The 15,233-nt window shown below is 72.6% G+C and carries 15 protein-coding genes; 7 read left to right on the forward strand and 8 right to left on the reverse strand.

All coding sequences use genetic code 11. The features are described from left to right. Nucleotides 1-3 precede the first annotated feature (3 nt). The 5 genes from E4U92_RS20040 to E4U92_RS20060 all read left to right on the forward strand — a co-directional run bounded on the left by E4U92_RS20040 (nt 4) and on the right by E4U92_RS20060 (nt 3,927). Nucleotides 4-510: a DUF3291 domain-containing protein gene (locus E4U92_RS20040; protein WP_137301812.1), complete on the forward strand. Its 507-nt coding sequence runs from the start codon at nt 4-6 to the stop codon at nt 508-510. 81 nt (nt 511-591) lie between these two features. Next, complete coding sequence (locus E4U92_RS20045) at nt 592-1,521, forward strand: AurF N-oxygenase family protein (RefSeq protein ID WP_137301813.1); 930 nt, start codon at nt 592-594, stop codon at nt 1,519-1,521. 137 nt (nt 1,522-1,658) lie between these two features. Then, the gene (locus tag E4U92_RS20050) at nt 1,659-2,309 is read left to right on the forward strand and encodes a TetR/AcrR family transcriptional regulator (protein ID WP_137301814.1); all 651 of its coding nucleotides are present in this window, start codon (nt 1,659-1,661) and stop codon (nt 2,307-2,309) included. Between the two features lie 14 nt (nt 2,310-2,323). After that, nucleotides 2,324-2,629, forward strand: coding sequence for a hypothetical protein (locus E4U92_RS20055; RefSeq protein ID WP_137301815.1), 306 nt, complete (start codon nt 2,324-2,326; stop codon nt 2,627-2,629). A gap of 104 nt (nt 2,630-2,733) precedes the next feature. Then, complete coding sequence (locus E4U92_RS20060; protein ID WP_137301816.1) at nt 2,734-3,927, forward strand: C40 family peptidase; 1,194 nt, start codon at nt 2,734-2,736, stop codon at nt 3,925-3,927. Here E4U92_RS20060 and E4U92_RS20065 read toward each other — a convergent pair. Further along, nucleotides 3,900-5,369 (reverse strand): hypothetical protein, encoded by a 1,470-nt coding sequence (locus E4U92_RS20065; RefSeq protein WP_137301817.1) that lies wholly within the window; start codon nt 5,367-5,369, stop codon nt 3,900-3,902. The genes E4U92_RS20060 and E4U92_RS20065 overlap by 28 nt on opposite strands. Before the next feature lie 109 nt (nt 5,370-5,478). Beyond that, on the reverse strand, nt 5,479-5,871 hold the full coding sequence (locus tag E4U92_RS20070) for a MerR family transcriptional regulator (RefSeq protein WP_137301818.1): 393 nt from the start codon (nt 5,869-5,871) through the stop codon (nt 5,479-5,481). Between the two features lie 77 nt (nt 5,872-5,948). Between E4U92_RS20070 and E4U92_RS20075 the strand changes: the two genes are divergently transcribed. Continuing rightward, a complete protein-coding gene (locus E4U92_RS20075; RefSeq protein ID WP_137301819.1) occupies nt 5,949-7,073 on the forward strand; it encodes an alkene reductase in 1,125 nt (374 codons plus the stop codon). Nucleotides 7,074-7,346: 273 nt separating this feature from the next. Here E4U92_RS20075 and E4U92_RS20080 read toward each other — a convergent pair whose 3' ends face one another. From E4U92_RS20080 to E4U92_RS20105, 6 genes are all read right to left on the reverse strand, one after another. Beyond that, nucleotides 7,347-8,030: a hypothetical protein gene (locus E4U92_RS20080; RefSeq protein WP_137301820.1), complete on the reverse strand. Its 684-nt coding sequence runs from the start codon at nt 8,028-8,030 to the stop codon at nt 7,347-7,349. 400 nt (nt 8,031-8,430) lie between these two features. Continuing rightward, a complete protein-coding gene (locus E4U92_RS20085; RefSeq protein ID WP_137301821.1) occupies nt 8,431-9,684 on the reverse strand; it encodes a styrene monooxygenase/indole monooxygenase family protein in 1,254 nt (417 codons plus the stop codon). Between the two features lie 15 nt (nt 9,685-9,699). After that, nucleotides 9,700-10,347, reverse strand: a complete 648-nt coding sequence (locus tag E4U92_RS20090) for a GTP-binding protein (protein WP_137301822.1) — start codon at nt 10,345-10,347, stop codon at nt 9,700-9,702. Then, complete coding sequence (locus tag E4U92_RS20095; RefSeq protein WP_137301823.1) at nt 10,328-10,759, reverse strand: DUF742 domain-containing protein; 432 nt, start codon at nt 10,757-10,759, stop codon at nt 10,328-10,330. Before E4U92_RS20095 ends, E4U92_RS20090 begins: the two co-directional genes overlap by 20 nt. Beyond that, on the reverse strand, nt 10,756-11,259 hold the full coding sequence (locus tag E4U92_RS20100) for a roadblock/LC7 domain-containing protein (protein WP_137301824.1): 504 nt from the start codon (nt 11,257-11,259) through the stop codon (nt 10,756-10,758). Before E4U92_RS20100 ends, E4U92_RS20095 begins: the two co-directional genes overlap by 4 nt. Further along, on the reverse strand, nt 11,256-14,069 hold the full coding sequence (locus tag E4U92_RS20105; protein ID WP_277754759.1) for a nitrate- and nitrite sensing domain-containing protein: 2,814 nt from the start codon (nt 14,067-14,069) through the stop codon (nt 11,256-11,258). Before E4U92_RS20105 ends, E4U92_RS20100 begins: the two co-directional genes overlap by 4 nt. A 375-nt stretch (nt 14,070-14,444) precedes the next feature. Here E4U92_RS20105 and E4U92_RS20110 point away from each other — a divergent pair, with 375 nt between their 5' ends. Then, entirely contained in the window at nt 14,445-15,233 is a 789-nt protein-coding gene (locus tag E4U92_RS20110) for a protein phosphatase 2C domain-containing protein (RefSeq protein WP_137301826.1), read from the forward strand.

Raw genomic sequence — 15,233 nt, forward strand, 5'->3', positions numbered from 1 at the left:
GTCATGTCTGAAGCCGTCGCTCCCGAACTCGCCCAGGTCAATCTCGCCCGCCTGAAGTTCCCGCTGGACTCGCCCGAGTTGAAGGACTTCGTCGACCAGCTCGACCCCGTGAACGCCGACGCCGACACGGCCGACGGCTTCGTCTGGCGGCTGCAGTCGGAGGGCGGCGACGCCACCGACATCCCTGTCTTCGGGGACGAGTGGCTGATCGTCAACATGTCCGTGTGGCGTGACCTGGAGAGCCTCAAGGGGTTCATGTACGCGGGCCGGCACCGCCAGTTGCTCGCGCGTCGGCGGGAGTGGTTCGAGCGGGTGGCGGAGGCCATGGTGGCCCTGTGGTGGGTCCCGGCCGGACACCGGCCCACGGTCGCGGAGGCCGAGGCGCGGCTGCTGCACCTGCGCACCCACGGGCCCTCGCCGTACGCCTTCACCTTCCGCACGCTCTTCCCGCCGCAGGGCGCGCGCCCGCTGCCGGGCGAGGTGCCGGAGGGGCTGGGCTGCTCGGTGTGAGCCCGGCCTTGCTGGACATCGGGTCAACAAGTCGCGCACGGGGGATTGACGGGCTTGCTGACAGGTAGTCTCATAACTGGCATGACGACTGTGACCGAGGCCGAGGTACTGCGCGACGCGCTCGGTCTGCTCAAGGACCGGGAACAGGTGGCCGAGCGGCTGCTGGCCTCCTCCGCCAAGCACTCCTTCGACCCGGACGAGGAGCTGGACTGGGACGCGCCCTTCGAGGACGGCAAGTGGTTCTGGCCGCCGGAGCTGGTGTCGCTCTACGACACGCCGCTGTGGAAGCGGATGAGCGAGGAGCAGCGGATCCTGCTGTCCCGGCACGAGGCGGCGGCGCTCGCCTCGCTGGGCATCTGGTTCGAGATCATCCTGATGCAGCTCCTGGTCCGGCACATCTACGACAAGGCGGCGACGAGCGCGCACGTGCGCTACGCGCTCACCGAGATCGAGGACGAGTGCCGCCACTCCAAGATGTTCGCGCGGCTCATCTCGCACGGCGGCACCCCCTGGTACCCGGTGAGCCGGGCGCACCAGAACCTGGGCCGCCTGTTCAAGACGATCTCCACCACGCCCGGGTCGTTCACGGCGACGCTGCTCGGCGAGGAGGTGCTGGACTGGATGCAGCGCCTGACCTTCCCCGACGAGCGGGTGCAGCCGCTGGTCCGGGGCGTCACGCGGATCCACGTGGTGGAGGAGGCGCGGCACGTGCGCTACGCCCGCGAGGAGCTGCGCCGGCAGATGCTGACGGCGCCGAAGTGGTCCCAGGAGTTCACCCGGGTCACCTCCGGCGAGTTCGCCCGGGTGTTCTCGGTGGCCTTCGTGAACCCCGAGGTCTACACCAACGTCGGCCTGGACAAGCGCGAGGCCCTCGCCCAGGTGAAAGCCAGCGGCCACCGGCGCGAGGTCATGCAGAACGGCTCGAAGCGGCTGACCGACTTCCTGGACGACATCGGGGTCCTGCGGGGTGTCGGCCGCCGGCTGTGGAGGTCCTCGGGGCTGCTGGCCTGACGCGGGGCACACCGCCGGGGGACGGCGGCTCCGGGTGCGCGCCCGGCGCCCGCCGGACGGCGCTCCGGGCGGCGGGGGCGCCCGGCTCCCGCCGCCGGACCCCCGCACGATCTCCACGCTCCGATTACGCTGCACGCATGACCCCCGCCGCCCCCGCGTACCGCAGGCTCAGCGTCGAGGAGCGACGCCGTCAGCTCCTCGACGCCGCGCTGACCCTCTTCGCGCACCGCGCCCCCGAGGACGTCTCGCTGGACGACGTGGCGGAGGCGGCGGGCGTGTCACGGCCGCTCGTCTACCGGTACTTCCCCGGCGGCAAGCAGCAGCTCTACGAGGCGGCGCTGCGGTCGGCCGCCGACCAGTTGCGGCTGTGCTTCGACGAGCCCCGCCAGGGCCCCCTGCTCCCCCGCCTCGGCCGGGCCCTGGACCGCTACCTCGCCTTCGTCGACGAGCACGACGCCGGCTTCAGCGCCCTGCTGCAGGGCGGCAGCGTGGTCGAGACGTCCCGGACGACCGCCCTCGTGGACGGCGTACGGCGGGCCGCCGCCGACCACATCCACAGCCACCTGGGCGTCACCGACCCCGGGCCCCGGCTGCGGATGACCGTCCGCATGTGGATCACGTCCGTGGAGGCGGCCTCGCTGATCTGGCTCGACGAGGGCAAGCAGCCGCCCGCCGGGGAGCTGCGGGACTGGCTGGTGGACCAGTTCGTGGCCGGACTGACGGTGACCGCCGCCCGCGACGCGCAGACCGCCGAGCTGGTGCGCGGTGCGCTCGCCGCCGAGACCTGATCGACACTGGTGGCGTGAAGAGCGAAGACACCCCCTTCGAGGGCGGCCCCATGGACGGGCGCGTCCTGCCCGTGCTGGTCGGCCCCACCGGCCAGCCCCCGAAGACCTACCGCATCCCCGTGCCCGACGCGGCCGGCGGCCCGCCGACCGTCCTGGTCTACCGGCGCGAGCCGCGCGGGCACAGCAAGCGGCTCGGCCTGCCGCGCGGCTGGAAGTACACCTTCGACCCCTCCGGGGACACCCGCGGCCACCGGGTGCGCTGGCCCTGGTCCAAGCCCGCTGCCACGCCGGACGGCAAGCCGGACGACCCGCACGGGTGACCCCGTTGCGCCGAACCGCGCACACTCGGCGCGCGGGACGGGCCGGAGCGTGGTGATGCTCGCCGTGCGGGGTGGAGGGGCCACCCCGGCGCGGAGGTGATGACGTGTCAGGAAGGCTGCTGCGCCTGGTCTGTACGGCGGCGCTCGCCACGCAGGTCGCCCTGGTCCCCGGGGCCGCCGTCGCCGTACCGGAGCCGGACGGGTCCGCGGAGCCGTCGGTGGCCGAGCTGCTGACGGACCTTCAGAAGCTGTACCGGGAGGCCGAGCAGGCCACCGAGGCCTACAACGCCACCGAGGAGCGGCTGCGGCACAAGCGCGCCGAGGTGGCCCGGCTGGACGGTCGACTGGCGCGCGCCCGGCTCGCGCTGGACGACAGCCGCAGCGAGGCCGGCCGGCTCGCCCGCCGGCAGTACCAGGCCGGCAGCGACCTCTCGCCCTATCTGCGGCTGCTGCTCGCGCACGACCCGCAGCACGTCCTCGGCCAGGGCCATGTGATCGGGCAGATGGCCCGCGAACGGGCCGGTACGACGGCCCGGCTGGCCGGTGCCGAGCGACGCCGCGACGAGCTGGCCCGCCAGGCCCGCGCCGCCCTGGACGCCCAGCTCACCCTCACCGAGCGGCGGAAGAAGGAGCGCGACGACGTGCGCCGGCGGCTCGGCGACGTCGAGGAGATGGTCGCCTCGCTCAGCGCGCGGCAACTGCACGAGGTGGCGGAGCTGGAGCGCAGCGGGGTCGACGAGCGGCAGCGGGAACTGGAGGACTCCGGCGCGCTCGGCGAGGACGACGCCAAGCCGACCGCCGAGGGCGAACGCGCGGTGCGCAACGCGGTCCGCCAGCTCGGCAAGCCGTACCAGTGGGGTGCCGAGGGGCCGCGCTCCTACGACTGCTCGGGCCTGACCTCGTGGGCCTGGGACCGGGCCGGGACGCCGATCCCGCGCACCAGCCAGGAGCAGTGGGCGAAGCTGCCCCGCGTGCCCCTGGACGCGCTGCGGCCCGGCGACCTGGTGGTGTACTTCCCCGAGGCCACGCACGTGGCGCTGTACCTCGGCGACGGCCTGGTGGTGCAGGCACCCCGCCCCGGCGCCCGGGTGAAGGTCTCCCCCCTCGCGGCCAACCCGGTACTGGGCGCCGTACGCCCCGACCCGGACGGCCGGCCCGTGGCCCGTTACGCCCCGCCGGCCCTCCCGGCCACCGCGGCGGACGGCGCGGACGGGGGCGACGACGCCGCGGCCGGCCCCGCTGCTCCCGGTCGCGGGGGCCTTGTCGGGCGTCAGGCGGCCAGCAGGGCCGCGCAGTAGCTGTCCACGCCCATCAAGGGGGCCGGCGGCGCAGGCGGCCGAACGGCGCGGACCAGGCGCGGCACCTCGCGGGACCAGCGGCGCAGCGGCAACCAGGCGGTGACGTAGACCTGTTCCCGGTCGGTACCGCGGCGCCCCCGGCCCCCGACGTCGTGGCGCAGCCGGGGGCCGCGGCCGCCGCGCTGGACCGCGTGGCGGGTGAAGGTGTTCGCCACGGCGCGCATGTCGGCCCGGGTGAAGACCTCCGGCAGACCGGGGGCGTCGTGGTAGAGGCAGAGGAAGTCGAGGTCGATGAGGGCGTGCGTCACGTCCTCGGGCACGGTGACCGGACGGTAGGAGGGGCGGACGTCGGACCCGTCCGTCTTCGGGTCACCGGTCGCCTGCCACCCGCGGTACACCCGGCCGAAGCCGGGCCAGTAAGGCCAGGACGCCGCGCCGTCGGTGACGGTGAGGTCGCCGCGCAGGGCGCGGGCCGTCGCGGCGGCGCGTTCGCGCCAGCGGTCCTCACCGGTGACCACGGCGAGTTGCACCGCGGTGCGGCCCATCGCGAGGAACTCGTTGGTCGGCAGTTCCGCGCCGGCGAAGGAGACCGGCTCGTCGGGCAGCCAGCGGTAGAACCCGCGCCCGTCGTCGGTCGTCCCCCACTGCTCGTCGTGCACGCGCAGGGCGCGGTCCACCGCGTCGAGGTAGCCGTCGACGCGGCGCCGCACCGACGTCGGCACGGCGCCGGGCCGTTCGCGGGCCAGCCGGGCCAGTCCCGCCATCGGGTAGGTGATCATTCCCGTCTGGGCGGCGAGCGGGACCATCGCCGGCCGTAAGGCGAAGACACCGGGGCGCGGGCGCCGGGGACCGCTCGCCGGCCGGTCGGCCGGGACGAGCCGGGCGGTGACCGCGGTGCGCTGCTCGTACGCGGCGTACAGGACCCGGTCCGCCCGGCGCTCGTCCAGCGGGTCGAGGCTCAGCCCCGTCACCTCCACGTCAGCCCGCCCGGGGCCGGTGACCGTGACGCGGAAGTGCCGGTCACCGTCCGCCGCCACGGTGACCTTCGCGGTCCTGGCGTGCGGCGGGCAGACCGTGAGGTGCAGAGCGGGCCGGCCGTCCGTGTCGCACAGGACGGCGGAGGCGGCGGTGAACTTGTGGGCGCTGCTCCACACCGGCAGGCTGCGACCGCGGAAGTCGCGGACGCCGCGCACGTCGTCGCGGGCCCGGAGCACCTGGTCGATCAGTTCCGCGAGCCGTTCGGCGTAGCCGGGCCGGCCGGTGTGCCGCGCCATCAGCAGATAGCCCTGCATGCGCCACGAGGTGCCCCAGCCGATCACACCGGTCTCGTTGTGGGGCGGCACGTCCGGGCCGTTCACTCCCTCGAGACCGCGCTCGGTCTCGTGGAAGGCTCGTGTCCCGGCACGGCGCGGGCCGGCGACCCGTTCTATGAGAGAGGGCATCGCGTGAGTATGCCACCACCGTCGGTGGCGGCCCATGCCCTCGTACTGCGCGGGCCGGGACGGGGGTTCCGCGTCCGCGGCGACGCCCGCCCGCCCGCCGGGGGACCGCCTACGTCTCCGCCGTCGCTCCCGGTCGGGGACCCAGCCCCGTCGCCGCCGTGTCGATCGCCTCGTCGAGGACCTCGCGGGAGCGGGCCAGGTCGGCCATCACGCGGTCGATCCGGTCCCGTTCGGCGAGGAGTTCCTCGAGGAGCTTGCCGTCGGCGCGCTCGTTGGGGCCGCCGTCGGCGTCCCGCATGCACGGCAGCAGCCGGGCGATGGTCCGGCTGTTGAGGCCGGCCGCGTACAGGGTCTGGATCCGCACGACGCGGTCCACCGCCCACTCGCCGTACTCGCGGTGCCCGCCGGGCGTGCGCTCCGCGGTGAGCAGGCCCTGCTGCTCGTAGTAGCGCAGGGAGCGTTCGCTGACGCCGCTGCGCCGCGCGAGTTCGCCGATCCGCATGGCCGCTCCCCTCGTCCGTCCCGTGCCGCCGGTCCGGGCTTGATTCTCACACCGGTGTCAGCTTCTACGGTACGGCCATGACGCACACGACCACGGAATCCGCCCTCTTCCGGCCGGTCCGGCTCGGCCCGCTGGACCTGCCCAACCGGCTGGTGATGGCGCCGCTGACCCGCAACCGCGCGGAGGCGGACGGGGTGCCCTCGGCCGTCATGGCCACCTACTACGCGCAGCGCGCGTCCGCCGGGCTGATCATCGCGGAGGCCGCGACGCCCAACGCGGTCGGGCAGACGTACCCCCACATTCCCGGCATCCACACGCCCGCGCAGGTGGCCGGATGGCGGCGTGTCACCGACGCGGTGCGCGCGGCGGGCGGGCGGATGGTGCTGCAGCTCCAGCACGGCGGGCGGGTCGGGCACCCCGAGACCAGCGGGCTGACACCCGTCGCCCCGTCGCCGGTGCCCCTGCCCGAGACCCTGCACACCCCGAGCGGGCGGCAACCCTCCGTCGTGCCGCGCGAGATGACGGCCACCGACATCCGCGCGACCGCCGCCGACTTCGCGGGCGCCGCCCGCAACGCCCTGGACGCGGGCTTCGAGGGCGTGGAGGTCCACTCGGCCAACGGGCACCTGCTGCACCAGTTCCTGGCGGAGAACACCAACCGGCGCACCGACGCCTACGGCGGGCCGGTCACCTCGCGCGTCCGGTTCGTGGTGGAGGTGGTGGAGGCCGTCGCCGACGCGATCGGACCCGAGCGGGTGGGCCTGCGCGTCTCCCCCGGCAACACCGTCAACGGCATCGCGGAGGGGGACACGGCACTCCTCTACCCCACACTCGTGAAGGCCCTGGACGACGGACTGGCCTACCTCCACCTGGGGTACGCCGACCCGGACGCGCCGCTCTTCGCCGAGCTGCGCCGCCTGTGGCCGGGCACCCTGATCGCCAACCCGCGGCTGGCCCTGGACGAGCCGCCCCTGCCCGCGAGCGAACGGCTCCTCGCGGCGGGCGCGGACCTGATCGCCCTGGGCCGCTCCTTCCTCGCCAACCCGGACCTGGTGACCCGGCTGCGCACCGGCGCCCCCCTGAACGCGGTCAGGGAGGCGTACCTGATGTACACGGGCGGCGAGGAGGGCTACACGGACTACCCGACGCTGCCGGCCGGGCCCGTGTCCCGTCAGGCGGCCCCGGACACCGCTGCCAGGTAGGCCGACGTCTTCTCCGGCTCGGAGAACGAGCCGGTTTCCCTCTTGATCACTAGGCCTCCGGAGCCCTGTGTGCACGTTCGAATCCTGCTGCGGGCGCGTGTGGGACAACAGACGATGCCTGCACGCTGCCTCACGGGGGCCCCGCCGCCGGACCGTGTGGCTGAAGCGCCCCTCCTCCCCTGTCAGCCAGACGGCTCCATTTCCCACCCCGCCGGTCGCGATTCTGTGACTGGCAAGGGGGCATCTCCGCTCGCGATCCCCTAATCGGTCGACCTAGCCCTGCCACTCCGCTTCCCTTACATAGCAGCCTGAAACCTTGCTGGAGGCCTTGGCCTTGGGCATGTCATTACGCCAATAAAAGATGTCTTCTCGACTTGCTCCGTCGCGGATTTCATCAACGGCTTTCTTTGAAATGATCAGGCAGAAATTCTTCGTCACTGGATTATGGTTCTCCGATCGACTCAACTCAAGTGATCCCTCATACCGACCCGGCTGGAAACTCCAGCCGTCAGCCTGAAACAAGAAGGTCGGCTGCTGAGGTCTATCTTGACTTACAAGGAACGGAGCGGGGTCACCAGACCACCTGTATGAGATCCATTCCTTGACAGGGTCGAAGTTCCACGTGCCGACCTCTTTCCAATAGAACACCGGTCTCTTTGAAGAGGAAATCGAGCCGACAGGAGTCAGGCGGAAACGCGCGTCACGGATGACCTCGACATCCTGAGTTTTGATCCTAGTGGACACTGTCGGCTGAAGGTAGAGATGAGTGTCCTTGCCCACCAGTCCAATGCGCATGAGATGAGGAAGCGCCATATCGATTTCAGGCTTCTTTTGAAGTTCCGTGAAGTTGTACAGGGAAAAGGCTAGGGCCACTACACCTGCGGCCGTAGCAGCCCACTTGTGCACGGCGTCGAAACGCCCACGCCGGGGCGTCACCTCATCATCGCTGTCGACCATGCTCTTACCCTGGCCAAGGACGAATCCCCCAACCAGTTGGGCTGCTCCAGATGGCGAGCAAGTCAACACCCAGCGAGGCATTCACTCGTCTCGTGCTGAGATACGTGTCCCTGGCTGCCTCCGGTCGACGCACTCGCCGTCGTGGCTGACTGATGTCGGCTGAGGCTAAGACACTTAGCCAGCGTCACTCAGCATGGCTCCTGAGCCAGAACTCTGTCTCGTGGACAAAGCCACACCAGCCGGGCAGTCCTCGGTGACTGCCCACGTGACTTGGGTGTAGGCACTGAACGCCCGGAACGCCTGCGGCCCCGGAGAGGCTGTCTCCGGGGCCGTCCGTGGGCCGTGCGAGGGCGGTCGGCGTCGACCGACGACGACGGTCCGAGCCCAGGTCAGAAGCCGTTCAGGCTCCGGTGACCGAGGTCAGGTAGGCGGCCGTCTTCTCCGGCTCGTAGAAGAAGTTCTCGAAGTCGGCCGGGTCGTTGAAGGCGTTGGCGATGCGGTGGGCGACCGGGGGGAGCTGGCCCGCGGCGCCGAGGAGGTTCACGATGTGCTCCGGCGGCGGGGCGAGCATCGCGTTGGTCCACTTGGTGACGTGCTGGGCGGTGTCCCAGTAGCGGTCGAAGGTGGCCCGCATCCAGGTCTCGTCGAACTCCTTCTCGCCGTGCTCCAGGATCGAGGCCAGGTAGCTGGCGGCGCACTTGGAGGCCGAGTTGGAGCCCTGGCCGGTGATCGGGTCGTTGGCGACGACGACGTCCGCGACGCCGAGGACCAGGCCGCCGCCGGGCAGCCGGCCGACCGGGTTGCGCACGGTCGGGGCGTAGCGGCCGGCCAGCGTGCCGCCCGCGTCGGTCAGTTCGACCTTGGTGGCCCGCGCGTACTCCCAGGGCGTGAACTTCTCCATCAGCTCCAGCGTGAGGGAGAGGTGCTCGCCGGGGTCCTTGACGCCCTGGAACACGTCGAGCGGGCCGCCCGGGATGCCCTCCCAGAACAGGATGTCCGCCCGGCCGGAGAGCGTGAGGGTCGGCATCACGAACAGCTCGCCCACGCCCGGCACCAGGTTGCAGCGCACGGCGTCCATGTCCGGGTGCTCCGGACGCGGGCCCAGGCCGTGCACGTAGGCCACCGCGAGGGCCCGCTGCGGCTCGCTGTACGGGGAGCGCTCGGGGTCGCGGGCGAACATCGACACCAGCTCGCCCTTGCCGGCCGAGACCAGCACGAGGTCGTAGGTGCGCGAGAAGTAGTCGAGGTCGGAGACGGCCGCGCCGTGGATCACGAGCTGGCCGCCGCGCTGGGCGAAGGTCTCCATCCAGCCGGCCATCTTCACCCGCTGGTCGACGGACTGCGCGTAGCCGTCCAGCTCGCCGACCCAGTCGATGGCGCGCTGGGTGGGGCCGGGGTCGTGCGAGCCGGGCGCCGCCACGGACACCCCGAGGCCCTCGATCTTCGGGGCCTGGGACTCCCAGAAGTTGAGCTGGAGGTCGCGCTCGTGCTGGAGCGCGGTGTGGAACATGCACTGCGTCGACATCACCCGGCCGGAGCGGATCTCGTCCGCCGTCCGGTTGGACATCAGGGTGACCTCGTACCCGTGCGACTGCAGGCCGAGGGCTATCTGGAGTCCGGACTGGCCGGCTCCGACGACGAGTATCTTCCGCATGCGGGGTGTTGTCTCCTACTCGGGGGTTTCGTCGAGCGCGTGGCCGACGAGGGCCAGGAGGGTCTCGATCACCGAGATCCGGCGCCGCGCATCCATGATCATGACAGGTACGTGCGCGGGGATCGTCAGGGCCTCCCGCACGTCCTCCGGCTCGAAGAGCTCGCTGCCGTCGAAGTGGTTGACCGCGACGACGTACGGCAGCCCGCAGCTCTCGAAGTAGTCGAGCGCCGGGAAGCAGTCCTTCAGCCGGCGGGTGTCGGCCATCACGACCGCGCCTATCGCGCCGCGCACCAGGTCGTCCCACATGAACCAGAAGCGCTGCTGGCCGGGCGTGCCGAACAGGTAGAGCACCAGGTCGTCGTCGAGGGTGATGCGGCCGAAGTCCATGGCCACCGTGGTGGTCAGCTTCTGCGGCGTGGCGGTGAGGTCGTCGTGGTCCTCGCTCGCCTCGGTCATCAGCGCCTCCGTCTGGAGGGGCGTGATCTCCGAGACGGCGGTGACCAGCGTGGTCTTGCCGACGCCGAAGCCGCCGGCCACGACGATCTTGGTCGCGATGGGGGCGCGGGTGCGGTCCGTCTGCCAGGCCATCAGGTTCTCGTCGGGCTCCACGACCTCGACGCGCGGGGAGACGCCGCGAGCGGCGTCAGAGACGACGGAGTCCACTCAGCACCCTTTCCAGCAGAGCCCGGTCCGGCCGGCCCGTGCCGTGACCGGTTCCCGTGCCGTACACCCTGATCTTTCCCTGGTCCGCGAGGTCGCTGAGCAGCACCCGGACCACGCCGAGCGGCATCTTCAGCAGCGCGGCGATCTCGGCCACCGTCCGCATGCGGCGGCACAGTTCGACGATGGCCCGCATCTCCGGCATGACCGTCGTGCGCAGCGAGCCGTTCGTCAGTTCCTTGCGCTCCTCGGGGGCCTCCAGGGCCGCCACGAACGTCTCCACCAGCAGTACGTGGCCGAAGCGGGTGCGGCCGCCGGTGAGCGAGTAGGGGCGCACCCGGGCCGGCTTGCGGTCGCCGCCGCGGACCGGGAGCTGGTTCCTGCCGCCCTGCGGCGGGGTGGGTCGCTCGGTCATCGGGTGCTCCCCGCCGACTGGGACTGCAGGGACTGGCGCAGCTCGCTGCGGAGTTCGGGCGTCAGCACGTGGCCGGCGCGGCCCACGAACAGCGCCATGTGGTACGCCACCACGCTCATGTCGCAGTCCGCGGAGCCGTGGACCCCGAGCAGGGACCCGTCGCTGATCGACATGACGAACAGGCTGCCCTCGTCCATCGCGACCATCGTGTGCTTGACCCCGCCGAACTCCATGAGCTTGGCGGCGCCGACGGTCAGGCTGCCGATGCCCGAGACGATCGTCGCCAGGTCGGCGGCGGAGCCGCGCGGGCCGGCGGGTTTCGCCGCGCGGGCCTCGCGGGCCTCCTCGTTGCGGCCGGGGTCCGAGGAGAGCAGGAGCAGGCCGTCTGAGGAGACCACCGCGACCGACTGGATGCCCGGCACCTCCTCGACGAGATTGGTCAACAGCCAGTGCAGATTGCGTGCTTCACTGCTCAGTCCGAAGGTACTGGGCGCGGTCAACTGCTTGCCTCCTCGACTGTGCCCCCCGTGGTGTCCTCGGCATGTACGGCCCGGTCGGCGCGTTGCGTGAGCTCGGCCTCGGCGTCCCGGTAGCCGGCCTGCGCGCCCGTGCGGAAGCCGCCGAGTCTGCGGCGCAGGGCGTCCGCGTCGACGGACGCGGTGCGCTGGCGCGGGGCCTGGGCCGGAGCGGTGATCCTGGGGGTGCGCTTGGGAAGTCCCTTGGCGGTGACGGGGTCGTCCTCGTCGGCGGGCGGGCCGTCGGCGGTGCGGCCGTGCTCGGCCTCGGCCGCCGCCCCGGTGTCCCCCTCGTCCTCGGCGTCGCCGGGCGCCGGGTCCGTGCCGTGCGGCGCCCGCGCGTGCGGGTGCTCGGCGGCCATGGACTCGGGGACCCGCGCGGTGCGGTGGCCCTCGTCCGCCTCCCGGCCGGGTGCCGCGCCGGTGTCCGGCTCGGCCTCCTGCCGGGTCTCCTCACCGGTCTCCTGCCCGGTCTCCGGCTCGGCCTCGGCGTCCTCGGACGCGTCCGGGAGCAGGAGTTCCATCGTGGTCTCGGCCGCGGTCTCCTTCGGCTTCACGGGGGCGTCGCGCGCCGCCTTCTCGGCCAGGGCCACCAGGGGGTCGGGGTGGGTACGGCCGTGCAGGACGTTGGAGTTGGCCTCCGCGTCGGCGCCGGGCAGGGAGAACGTCTGGGTGCCGGACGCGCTGTGCGCGGCCGGCGGCACCGCGGCCGCCGGGGCCGTGGCGAGCAGTCCGGTGGGCAGGACGACGACCGCCGCGATGCCGCCCTGCTTCTGGTCGCGGAGCTGCACCCGCACCCCGTGCCGGTGCGCGAGGCGGGCCACGACGTACAGGCCGAGGCCGAGCCCCTCCTCGCCCTCCTGGTCGTACGGCGACTCCGGGTCGAAGGCGGACAGGCGGGCGTTGAGGCGGGTCAGGCGCTCCTCGGTCATGCCGATGCCCTCGTCCTGGACGGAGAGCATCACCTCGCCGTTCTCCAGGAGCCAGCCGGAGACCTCGACGGGCAGGTCCGGCGGCGAGAACGAGGTGGCGTTCTCCAGGAGTTCGGCGAGCAGGTGGCTCAGGTCGTCCGCGGCGAAGCCGACCAGGTGGGCGTGCGGCGGCAGGGCGGCGATGCGGACGCGTTCGTAGCGCTCGATCTCGCTGACCGCGGCGCGGACCACGTCGACCAGCGGGACCGGGCCCGGGTGCTGCTGGACGTGCTCGGTGCCGGCCAGCACTAGGAGGTTCTCGCTGTGCCGGCGCATGACGGTGGCGAAGTGGTCGAGCTTGAACAGCGTGGCGAGCCGCTCGGGGTCCTGCTCGCGCTCCTCCAGGCCCTCGATGACCGAGAGCTGGCGCTCCACCAGGCCGAGGGTGCGCAGCGCGAGGTTGACGAACGTGCCGCCGATGGCGGTGCGCAGCCGCTCGAGCTGGGCGGCGGAGTCGGCGAGTTCGGCGCGCAGTTCCTCGCGGGCGTCGGCCATCTTCTGCCGCTGCCCGACCAGGTGCTTGCGGTCGGCCTCCAGGGTGGCGATGCGCTCGTGCAGGGAGACCGCGTGCGCGTGCAGGGCGTTGACGGAGCGGACGACCTGGGCGAACTCGTCGTTGCGGCCGGTGAACTTCACCGGCTCCTGCGCGGTGGGGTCCTCCGCCTCGGCCAGCCGTGCCGTGCCGCGCCGGACCGCCGAGAGGGGGCGGGTGAGGCTGCGGGCCATGGCGGTGGCGACGCCGACCGCGACCAGCATCAGCGCACCGAGGACGGCGATCCGGATCTCCAGCGCGGTGACATCGTCGTCACGCAACGCCGCGAGGTCCTTGGTGCGACGGTCGTAGAGGGAGGACTCCACGCCGCGCATCAGGTCGATGCGGGCGGACAGCGCCGCGTCCAGCTTCTCGGTGCCGGTGTCGAGGTCGTCGTCGCTCAGCTCGGGCTGGTCGGTGAGGGTGGCGAGGTACTTCTCGGCGGACTCCACCTCGCCGCCGGTGACCGTGGAGTCGAAGGAGTCGACGGCCTCCCTGGGGGCGGTCGCGCGGAAGTCGGCGAGGGCCGCGTCGGAGCGCAGCCGGGCCTGCTGGGCGGCGGCGGTGAGCGCGTCGCGCTGCTTGCCGTCGGCCTTGGAGGAGGTCCGGGAGGTGCTGGTGCCGCCGGTGGCGGGGTCGTAGACGCTCTCCGTGGACGAGGGCACGTTCAGGGCGGCGAGCAGCAGCCCGCGGGCGGCGGACGCCTGCTGCACGGCGGTGTCCAGTTCGGCGAGCGCGTACGCGCCGGAGCCCGCCCGGGAGGGCGTCTGCTCGGCCAGGTCCTGGGCGAGCCGGTGCAGTTCGGTGATGGCGGCCGAGTACGCCTGGTGCGCTTCCAGGGCGGTGCTCTGGCCGGTGAGGGCCGCGCGGCGCACGGCGGCGATGCCGTCGAGGTCCTCGCGCAGGTCCGCCGGGGTGTCGCTGTCGGCGCGCAGGTCGTCGACCTGGCGGTCCACGCGGGCGCTGCTCTGCTCCGAGGGCGCCGCGGACTTGGGGCGGCCCGCCGCGAGGTAGGAGGTCACCTCGTCGCGTTCGTCGGCGAGCGACTGGGCGAGCGCGAGGGCGTCCTCGGTCTGCTCGGCCAGGGTCACCAGGTCCTGGGAGTCCTTCACCTGCCCGGAGGCGGCGAGGAGCGAGGGGGCGCCCGCGCCGACGACGGCCGCGGCCACCACGGCCACCGCGACGATCAGACGGTTGCGCACGTGGGTCGGACGGCCCTTGCCGACGGGGGTCTGCGCCTGCCCCTCGGGGGCCGACTGCCTGCCTGTGCGCCGAGGCCGCTTTTTCTGCACCGGTGCTCGCATTCCTGACTCGTGTACCCATCGGGTCCGGGTGACGCTCCGTCAAAGAGCGCCCACGCCCGGTACGGTTCCGGTTCCCGACCCTCCCAGTGCCGGTGGGCGGTCATCGCTCATCGCCTGCGCCGCCACCCGAAGGAGTGAACATCGGAGGGGAGTTGGCGGGCAAGTTCCTCTGGCGCGTGCGACGGCCTTGCCCCGCGGGCCGGTTGGACGTCTGCGGCGGGCTTTGGCAATATTCGCCGCCACGTCTTCCCGGAGCCCTGCATTCCCGCCCAAAACCGGCGCCTGACCTGCGCCGGTGCGCCCGGCGGGCAGCGGATGCAAGCCTTTCGCGGGGGCTGTGAAGACGTCGTGCAGACTGGCCGGATGCATACGGAACTCGTCTCGGAGCCCGGGGACGCCTCCTGCCCCAACGAGGACTTCGCGAGTGTCGGGCTTCCCGCCTCCGGGCAGGGCGGTTCGCTCGTCGTCCTCGACGGCGTGACTCCGCCGAGGAGCGCGACGGGCTGTCTGCATTCGGTCCCCTGGTTCACGGCGCGGCTGGGCGGGGCCCTGACCGAACTGACCGTTTCACTCCCGGATGTTCCCCTGGCCGAGGCCCTGTCCCTCGCCATCTCCCGTACCGCCGCGGCCCACGCGGACACCTGTGACCTTTCTCACCCGCGGACGCCGCAGGCAACCGTGGCCGTCGCGCGCTGGTCAGGGGACGCGGTGGAGTACCTGGTGCTGTCCGACTGCGTCCTGCTGCTGGAGGCGCCCGACGGCGCGGTCACCCCGGTGCTCGACGACCGGCTCGCCCGGCTGCCCCGCGCGCTGCTCAGGAGCGACGCGGTCGTGGACACCCGGGTGCGCAACAAGGAGGGCGGGTTCTTCACCGCGGCCGCCGACCCGGCGGTGGCGGCGCGGGCGGTGACCGGGACCCTCCCCCGGGACCGGGTCCGCGCGCTGGCCGGGCTGTCGGACGGTGCGGCGCGCTGGACGGAGATGTTCCACGAGGGCGACTGGACGGACCTGTTCGGCCTGGTCCGCGAGGAGGGCGCCCGCGCGCTGGTGCGGCGGGTGCGGGAACGGGAGCGGGCCGACCGGGACGGCCGCGCCTTCCTGGGCCGCGGCAAGATCCACGACGACGCGACGGTGGTGCTCGCGCGGCTGTGA

The sequence above is a fragment of the Streptomyces galbus genome (assembly GCF_005280195.1).
In the GTDB taxonomy this organism is placed as follows: Bacteria; Actinomycetota; Actinomycetes; order Streptomycetales; family Streptomycetaceae; genus Streptomyces; species Streptomyces galbus.

Coding starts and splice junctions, on each gene's coding strand:
- E4U92_RS20075 (WP_137301819.1), top strand. CDS start 5,949: ATGACGCACACGACCACGGAATCCGCCCTCTTCCGGCCGGTCCGGCTC.
- E4U92_RS20045 (WP_137301813.1), top strand. CDS start 592: ATGACGACTGTGACCGAGGCCGAGGTACTGCGCGACGCGCTCGGTCTG.
- E4U92_RS20110 (WP_137301826.1), top strand. CDS start 14,445: ATGCATACGGAACTCGTCTCGGAGCCCGGGGACGCCTCCTGCCCCAAC.
- E4U92_RS20070 (WP_137301818.1), bottom strand. CDS start 5,871: ATGCGGATCGGCGAACTCGCGCGGCGCAGCGGCGTCAGCGAACGCTCC.
- E4U92_RS20040 (WP_137301812.1), top strand. CDS start 4: ATGTCTGAAGCCGTCGCTCCCGAACTCGCCCAGGTCAATCTCGCCCGC.
- E4U92_RS20050 (WP_137301814.1), top strand. CDS start 1,659: ATGACCCCCGCCGCCCCCGCGTACCGCAGGCTCAGCGTCGAGGAGCGA.
- E4U92_RS20065 (WP_137301817.1), bottom strand. CDS start 5,369: ATGCCCTCTCTCATAGAACGGGTCGCCGGCCCGCGCCGTGCCGGGACA.
- E4U92_RS20095 (WP_137301823.1), bottom strand. CDS start 10,759: ATGACCGAGCGACCCACCCCGCCGCAGGGCGGCAGGAACCAGCTCCCG.
- E4U92_RS20085 (WP_137301821.1), bottom strand. CDS start 9,684: ATGCGGAAGATACTCGTCGTCGGAGCCGGCCAGTCCGGACTCCAGATA.
- E4U92_RS20080 (WP_137301820.1), bottom strand. CDS start 8,030: ATGGTCGACAGCGATGATGAGGTGACGCCCCGGCGTGGGCGTTTCGAC.